The sequence below is a fragment of the Teichococcus wenyumeiae genome (assembly GCF_003696345.1).
Lineage (GTDB): Bacteria > Pseudomonadota > Alphaproteobacteria > Acetobacterales > Acetobacteraceae > Pseudoroseomonas > Pseudoroseomonas wenyumeiae.
Window position 1 is genome coordinate 1 of sequence record NZ_RFLX01000083.1, and the last position, 7282, is coordinate 7282.

Genomic DNA, 7282 nt, shown 5'->3' on the forward strand with positions numbered 1-7282 from the left:
CTCCTACGAGGTGCAGCTGCGCCAGGCCGAACGCCGCCGCGCCGAGTTCCAGGCACGCTATATCGACCTGCTGCCCTCCGAGGCGCTGGGCGGTAACTCGCGCCTGGAAGCCGCAAGGACAAGGCTGCAGGACATCAAAGGCGAGTTGCAGGATGCCCGCATGCGGCGGCAGCTGACGCAGAAGCAGCTGGAAGCCGCGCCGCCGCGCCTTGCTGAGCCTACCATCCAGGTGGGCGGCAGCACCGGCGTGGCGGAAGCGGAGCGCAACCTGCGTGAGTTGCGCCTGCGCTTCACCGAACAGCATCCGGATGTGGCGGCGGCGCGCGCGGCTCTGGCTGCCGCGCGCCGGAGCGGCGGAGGCGGCGGCACGCGCGTGGTGCCCTCCGGCACGCCGCGCGCCAATCCGCTCTACGAGCAGCTGAAGGTGCGGCTGGTGGATGTGGACGCGCAGATCGCCTCGCTGGAGCGGCAGGAGCGCGACGGCAAGGTCGAGGTGGACCGGCTGGATGCCATGGCGCGCAGCGAGCCGGAAGTGCAGGCGCAGTTCATGAACCTGGACCGCGACTACACCGTGCTGCGCCGGAACTACGAGGAACTGCTGGCGCGGCGTGAATCCATCCAGATCGCCGGCGCCGCCCGCAGCAATTCCGACCGTGTGCGGCTGGAGGTGGTGGACCCGCCCTCGCTGCCGATCCGCCCCGTCTCCCCCAACCGGCCGCTGCTGCTGACCGGCGTGCTGGTGGCCGGCCTCGGCGCCGGCGCCCTGGTGGCGCTGCTGCTGGTGCAGCTCGACCAGGGCTTCCACACCGTCAATGACCTCCGCCGGCTGGGCCTGCCGGTGCTGGGCGGCATCTCCTCCGCCGTCAGGCCGCGCCAGATCGGCGCCGTGTTCGGCTTTGCCTTGGGGGTCATGGCGCTTCTGGGCGTCTTCGGCGCCCTGCTGGCCGGGATACCCGGCGTAGTCGTGAGGATGCTGGCATGAACACCTCCCTACGGCAGCGCGCGCATCTGATCGAGCGCGCCATGATGGAGAAGGCGCCTGATCCGGATGTGGTGCCGACACCGACACCGGCACCGGCACCGACGCCTGAACCTGTTTCCCCTGCGCCGGCTGCCAGGCCCACCTTCATCTCCATCCTGGCCCGTGCCTTCGCGCGGCTGGCGAACATGTCGGGCGACCATGTGATGGTGCCGGAACATGACGCCCATCTTCGCGAGACGGAGCGCCCAAGTCCTGACGGGCGTGTCCCGGCAGTTGGCGATGGCCGTGCGGCAGACGCGGGAGCAGGAAATGGAGGTGGCGCTGGCCATGATGGACGCCTGCGCCCGGCTGCCGCCGAACCGGGTGAGGCTGACCGCCACCGCGACAGTGGCGGAAAGGATGGTGGCCGGACCGCCTGACGCGGCGTGACGGCTGCCTGAAACGAGAACCGCCGGCCTGGAGAACGAGGCCGGCGGTCTTCGGTCAGTGGGCGCCGCGCTGCGGCTGGCTGTGGTCGCCGCCCTCGGGCTGGCCATGCTGGCCTATCCCGAAGCGGCGATGGGTGGCCTCCCGCATCCTCTGGAACACCACGTAGAGCATGGGGATCAGGAAGATGCCGATGGTGGAGGCTGCGATCATGCCCGCGAAGACGGGGGTGGAAACCGCCCGCCGCGCCACCATCGCAGCACCGCTTGCCCAGACCAGCGGCACCAGGCCGAGGATGAAGGCGATGGAGGTCATCATCACCGCGCGGAACCGCAGCTTCGCGCCCATCTCCGCAGCCTCGACTATGGAGTGGCCGGCCTCGCGCTGCTCCTTGGCGAATTCGACAATCAGAATGCCATTCTTGGCGGCCAGCGCGATCAGCACCACGAGGCCGATCTGCGCGTAGAGGTCCATCGACAGACCCGAGAGCGAGATGCCCCAGACCGCCGCCATCACGCCCACGATCACCGAAAGCAGCACGGGAATGGGGATCACCCAGCTCTCATAGAGCGCCACCAGGAACAGGAAGGCGAAGAGCACCGCCAGCGCCAGGATATAGCCGGTCTGGCCTGATGCCTGGCGTTCCTGATACGACGTGCCGGTCCATTCAAAGGTATAGCCGGCGGGCAGCGTCTTACGGGACACCTCTTCCATGGCCATCATCGCCTGGCCGGAGGAGACGCCCGGTGCCGGGCTGCCCTGGATGGTGATGGACCGGTAGTTGTTGTAGCGCGTGATGGTCTGCGGCCCCACCGTGGTACGCGCGGTGGCGATGGCGCGCAGCGGCACCATCTCGCCGCGGCTGTTGCGCACCTGGATCTTCCAGAGCGCTGCCTCGTCCCGGCGGTCCGCGGCCACACCCTGCACCAGCACCTGCCAGGTGCGCCCATACAGGTTGAAGTTGTTCACGAAGCTGCCGCCCAGCGTGGACTGCAGCGCCGAGAAGACATCTGTCATGACCAGGCCCAGGGCCTGGGCCTTGCCGCGATCGATGTCGAGGTAGAACGAGGGCGCGTTGGCGGAGAAGGTGGAGAAGACCTGCGTCAACTGCGGGTCCTGGTTGGCCGCGCCGATCAGTGCCTGCATGACCTGCGCCATCGCCGCCGGATCGGCGCCTTCCAGCGATTCGAGCTGGTACTCGAAGCCGCCGCCGGTGGAGAGGCCGATGATCGGCGGCAGGTTGATCGGGATGATCTGCGCGCCCGGGATCTGCTGGCTCTCCACGAAGATCCGGCCGATCAGCGCCTGCACGCTGTCGCCCGGGGCCGTGCGCTCGGAGAATGGCTGGAGCTGCACGAACATGGTGGCGGCGGAGGAAGAGGCGCCACCGTCCAGCATCGAGAAGCCGATGATGGCGACGGCGTCGCGCACCTGCGGCATCTGCTTCAGGCGGGCCTCCATATCGGCCACCACGGCGCTGGTGCGCGGCAGGGCCGCACCGTCCGGCAACTGGAAGGCGATGATGAAAGCGCCCTGGTCCTCGGAGGGCAGGAAGCCCGCTGGCACCTTGCTGGCGATGGTGAAGGCGCCGAAGCCGAAGGCCGCCACCAGCACCAGGCCGAGGATGGATATCCGCAGCAGCCGCCGCACCAGCGAGGCATAGCCGTCGCGCACATTGTCGATGCGCCGGCCGATCCAGGCCAGGACGCCGCGGCGCGGGCCGGTATGGCTCAGGAACACGGCGCAAAGGGCAGGGGAGAGCGTCAGCGCGTTGATGGCCGAGATCAGCATGGCGACCGAGATGGTCACTGCGAACTGGCGGAACAGCACGCCCGAGAGGCCAGGGATGAAGCCGATCGGCACGAAGACCGAGAGCAGCACCAGGGTGATGGCGACGATCGGCGCGGTGATCTGAGCCATGGCCTTCTTGGTGGCCTCGCCGGGCGTCAGTTCCGGCTCCTCCTCCATCACGCGTTCGACGTTTTCCACCACCACGATGGCGTCATCGACCACGATGCCGATGGCCAGCACCATGGCCAGAAGCGACACGGTATTGGCCGAATAGCCCATCACCAGCAGCACCGCGAAGGTGGTGATGAGGCTGACCGGCACCGCGATGATGGGGATGATGGTGGCGCGGATATTGCCCAGGAACAGGAAGACCACCACCGCCACCAGCACGAAGGCTTCCAGCAGGGTCTTGATGACCTCGTGGATGGTGTCGGAGACGAAGATGGTGGTGTCGAAGACCGCGCGCGCCGTCATGCCTTCCGGCATGCGCGCGCGCGCGCGGTCCAGCGTGGCGTCCACGGCGGCGGCGGCGTTCACGGCATTGGCGCCCGGCGCGAGGTAGACGCCGATGCCGACGCCATCCTGGCCGTTCAGCCGCGTGGTAACGTCCTGGTTCTGCGCGCCGATCTCGACGCGCGCGACATCCCGCACCCGCAGCAGGGAGCCGTCGGAATTGGCGCGGATGACGATGTCGCCGAATTCCTCAGGCGTCGAGAGGCGACCCTGGGTACGGACGTTCAGCTGCACCTGCTGGTCCGACGGCACCGGCTCCGCGCCGATGCGCCCGGCCGGCGCCTGCACGTTCTGCGCGCGGATGACGCTGACGACATCCGAGGGCGAGAGGTTCAGGCTGGACAGCCGCTGCGTGTCGAACCAGATGCGCATGGCATAGTTCTGGCGCGAGAAGAGCGTGGCCGAGCCCACGCCCGGTGTGCGCGCGAGTTCGTCCAGGATGTTCAGCGTGGCGTAGTTGGTCAGGAACAGCGGGTCGTACTCGCCGGCCTTATCCGCGTAGAGGAACAGCACCTGCAGGATCGCGGAGGACTGCTTGCGGACCTGGATGCCTTGCTGCTGCACCTCGGTCGGCATCAGCGCCATGGCGGCCTGCACACGGTTGTTGACGTTGACCGTGTTGATGTCGGCGTTGGAGCCCAGCGTGAAGGAGACGTTCAGCTGGTAGCTGCCGTCGCTGCCGCTGTTGGAGCGCATGTAGATCGAGTTCTCGACGCCCACGATCTGGGCTTCGAGCGGCTGAGCCACGGCCTGCTCCACCACCTCGGCGGAGGCGCCGGGGTAATTGGCGGTGACCTGCACCTGCGGCGGCACGATGTCCGGGAACTGCGAGACCGGGATGCGCAGCAGCGACAGCGAACCGGCGATCGTCATCACGATCGCGATGACGATGGCGAGGCGTGGCCGGTCAACGAAAATGGCAGAGAACACGGATCAGCCCCCGCGCTGCGGTGAGGCGCCGCCGGCCGGGCTGGTGCCCGCGGGCGCGCTCCCGGTGGTGGAGCCCGGAGTGGTGGCGGGCGCCGTGCCGCCACTGGAGGCGGCGGCGGCCACGGGCGTGGGGTTGACCGGTGCGCCCGGGCGGACGCGCTGCAGGCCATCCACCACCACCTGCTCGCCTTCCTTCAAGCCTTCGGTGATCACGGCCAGTTCCGGCGTCGATTGCGGGCCGGTGGTGACGGAGCGGCGCTCCACCTTGTTGTCGGGGCCAATGACATAAACGAAGTCGCCACGCTGGTCGGTCAGCACGGCGGCGCGCGGCACGGTCAGCAGCGCCACCGGCTGCACCGCTTCCACGATCACGGTCACCAGCTGGTTGGGCACCAGTTCACGCCCGCCGCCCTGGTCGATAGTCAGGGGCGGATTGGGCATGCTGCCGCGCAGCGCGATGCTGTCGGTATCCCGGTTCACATCGATGTTGATGAAGTCCAGCTTGCCGTTCTGGCCGTAGATGCGGCCATTCGGTAGCCGCACCTTGAGGGCGACGGCGTTGAAGCCGCCGCGCGGGGCATAGCGGTCCCGCAACTCCAGCAGCGTGCGCGTCGGCACGGTGAACATGACATACATCGGGTCCTGGCTGACGATGGTGGCCAGGGCGCCGGAGGAGGGGGTGACCACATTGCCCGGCGTCACCGCCGCGAGGCCGATGCGGCCGGAAATGGGGGCGCGGATCTCGGTATAGTCCAGCTCGATCTGCGCCTGCCGTTCCTGTGCCTGGGCGGAGAGCAGCTGCGCCTGGGCGGTGCGGGCGGCCGCGATGGCGGCATCCACGGTGGAGCGCTGGCCGGCCGGCGTGCTGAGCAGCGACTGGGCGCGGCCGAGTGTCAGATTGGCATTCTGTAACTGTGCCTGGGCCTGGGCCACATTGGCCTGGGCGACTTGCAGGGAGGCTTCGAAGGGCGGCCGTTCCAGGCGGAACAGCAAGTCACCCTTCTTGACCTCGGTGCCCTCCTCGAAGAGCCGTTCCTGCAGGAAGGCCGTGACGCGGGACTGCAAGTCGACCCGATCGACGGCGTCGATGCGGCCGATGAATTCATTGGTCTCGATAATCGGACGGCTGGTGACCGGCGCCACGCCCACGGCCGGAGGAGGGCCGCCGGGCTGCTGCGCCATTGCCGGAACAGCCAGAAGAAGAGGCAGGCCCAAAATGGCGGCACGCCCAAGGCGCGCGGCGCCATGGGCTAGCCCAAGGTGAATCGGGAGCATCATAAAGCCTCCAGGAGAAGCGGCGCCTGCGTCCTGGCAGGCTTGAATACATACGTGCCTGTATGTATATAAATATTGCTGCATCGCACGCAAGGGGTCGGATGGCACGCCGCACGAAACAGGAGGCCGATGAGACGCGTGAAGCTCTGCTGAACGCGGCGGAACAGGTGTTCCTGGAACGTGGCGTGGCCCGTGCTTCGCTGGACGAGATCGCGCGCGTCGCGGGATGCTCGCGCGGGGCGGTGCATTGGCATTTCGGCGACAAGCTGGGCCTCTTCCTGGCGCTGGACGAGCGCCTGCTGCTGGTGCAGGACGAAGCCTGCCGCGAGCTGCGGGGCGAGGAGGATTGCCTGCCGCTTCCGGCCATGGCTGCCGTGATCACCGCCGCCATGGCGCGGCTGGAGCGTGACCAGCACCGGCGCCGGCTGCTGACGATTATGTTGCAACGCTGCGAGTATGTCGATGAAATGGCCCCGGCGCTGGAGCGGCGGCGCAAGGCCGATGCCAGCATGCGCGCCCTGCTGCGCCAGTGCTTCGAGCGTGCTTTGGCAAAAGGCGAGATGGCTCCCGGCTGGAAGCCGGACCAGGCGGCGATGTGCCTGCATGCTTTGATTACCGGCCTGATCATGGAATGGCTGCGCGACGACGCCGGTTTTTCTCTTTCTGACGAAGTGGCGAGCAGCCTCAATCTCTTCTTCGCCTGTCTCACCGCCGGTGGGCAAGCAGCGGATTCATCCGCGGTCTCCACGAATGCTTGAGGAGTGGACCCATGATGCCACGGCCGATATTGGCCTGCGCCCTGATCCTGCCCATGCTGGCCGCCTGCGCGGGCAGGGATGAGCCGGTCGAAAGAATTCTGGGCGCGCACGGTCCCACGGTGGATAATGTGCGCGGCGCCGCGCCTGCCGGCGGCGATGTTCTGCGGCCTGAGCCGGGCAATATATGGTCGGAGGGGCTGACCCCCTCCCAGCCACTGCCGAATCGTTGAATTCGGCTGCCGTCTGGTGGCCGCGAGAGGGAATGAGGACCGATGAAGTACTTGCTATCGGCGTCGGTATTGATGTGTGGATTGATGGTTGGGGTGGCGCGGGGGCAGACGCTGGAGGCGGCGCTGTCGCAGGCTTATGCCAACAACCCGACCCTGCAGACGGCGCGGGCGCAGCTGCGGGTGGTGGATGAGAATGTGCCGCAGGCGCTGTCGGGCTGGCGGCCGAGCGTCACCGTTGCCGGCTCGGCCGGCTACAATTCCGGCACGGCGCGCTCACGCGGCATCTACGCCGACACCGACCGGCAGATCGGCTCGCTGCAGGCGACGGTGACGCAGCCGCTGTATAACGGCGGCCGCACGGTGGCCAGCACGCGGCG

The 7282-nt window shown here is 67.9% G+C and carries 7 protein-coding genes; 5 read left to right on the forward strand and 2 right to left on the reverse strand.

From position 1 onward, the window contains the following. Both EBE87_RS27210 and EBE87_RS27215 read left to right on the forward strand, forming a co-directional pair. The coding region (locus EBE87_RS27210) for a GNVR domain-containing protein (protein WP_120640708.1) at positions 1-982 on the forward strand (982 nt) is incomplete at its 5' end. Positions 983-1198: 216 nt separating this feature from the next. Continuing rightward, on the forward strand, positions 1199-1411 hold the full coding sequence (locus EBE87_RS27215; protein ID WP_120640706.1) for a hypothetical protein: 213 nt from the start codon (positions 1199-1201) through the stop codon (positions 1409-1411). A gap of 54 nt (positions 1412-1465) precedes the next feature. On the opposite strand, the gene EBE87_RS27220 is transcribed toward EBE87_RS27215, so the two are convergent. Together EBE87_RS27220 and EBE87_RS27225 are read right to left on the reverse strand one after the other, a co-directional pair. After that, the gene (locus EBE87_RS27220) at positions 1466-4642 is read right to left on the reverse strand and encodes an efflux RND transporter permease subunit (protein WP_120640705.1); all 3177 of its coding nucleotides are present in this window, start codon (positions 4640-4642) and stop codon (positions 1466-1468) included. A 3-nt stretch (positions 4643-4645) separates the two neighbouring features. Then, positions 4646-5824, reverse strand: a complete 1179-nt coding sequence (locus tag EBE87_RS27225) for an efflux RND transporter periplasmic adaptor subunit (RefSeq protein WP_233553447.1) — start codon at positions 5822-5824, stop codon at positions 4646-4648. 194 nt (positions 5825-6018) lie between these two features. Here EBE87_RS27225 and EBE87_RS27230 point away from each other — a divergent pair, with 194 nt between their 5' ends. From EBE87_RS27230 to EBE87_RS27240, 3 genes are all read left to right on the forward strand, one after another. Continuing rightward, the gene (locus tag EBE87_RS27230) at positions 6019-6675 is read left to right on the forward strand and encodes a TetR family transcriptional regulator (RefSeq protein ID WP_120640704.1); all 657 of its coding nucleotides are present in this window, start codon (positions 6019-6021) and stop codon (positions 6673-6675) included. A gap of 11 nt (positions 6676-6686) precedes the next feature. Continuing rightward, a complete protein-coding gene (locus EBE87_RS27235; RefSeq protein ID WP_122140285.1) occupies positions 6687-6905 on the forward strand; it encodes a hypothetical protein in 219 nt (72 codons plus the stop codon). Between the two features lie 84 nt (positions 6906-6989). Continuing rightward, positions 6990-7282: TolC family protein (locus EBE87_RS27240; RefSeq protein ID WP_233553088.1), on the forward strand; the 293-nt coding region annotated here is incomplete at its 3' end.